At 57.6% G+C, this 526-nt stretch carries 1 pseudogene; it reads left to right on the forward strand.

From position 1 onward, the window contains the following. A pseudogene (locus tag U5A57_RS41365) lies at window positions 1-526 on the forward strand (hypothetical protein); the annotation flags it as partial.

Genomic DNA, 526 nt, shown 5'->3' on the forward strand with positions numbered 1-526 from the left:
CTCGCCACGAAAAGAAATCTCAGCCCAACCGGCCGAAACAATCGTATGTGAAGGCGCCTGCGCAGGACTCCGCCCAGACCGCCTCCATTTTCAAGACACGGTCGTTCCAGTTTCTGGTCGATACGGTAGGCGCAGAGAATATTGCCATCGCACTTGAATCCAGCATGACGCGCGTGGCCGAACTGTTGAAGGGCGAGAGGTTCACACCCGAGACCGCCTTTCATATGGAAACTACGCTCGGGTTGCCGCATGGCTTTTTTGACCAGCCCAATCCTGGGCTCACAGCCGAGACCATCGCCCGGCTGAAGTCGCCACTCGACTTTATTCAAGCCAACGACGGACCAGACGCGACATCCGAAGCACTTGAACCGGCTTCTGCCCTGAGCGTCGACCCGCAACCATCTCTTAAAAACAGTTTGTCCGAGGAAGCACAAATGCCCAGGAAAGCAACTGGCGGTACGCCCAGAGCCGTCAAGAATAATCCGGGCGTAGCGGCCGGAGCCCAGACGCAGCGAAAATCCTCGCG

It is taken from the genome of Paraburkholderia sp. J11-2 (assembly GCF_905220185.1).
Lineage (GTDB): Bacteria > Pseudomonadota > Gammaproteobacteria > Burkholderiales > Burkholderiaceae > Paraburkholderia.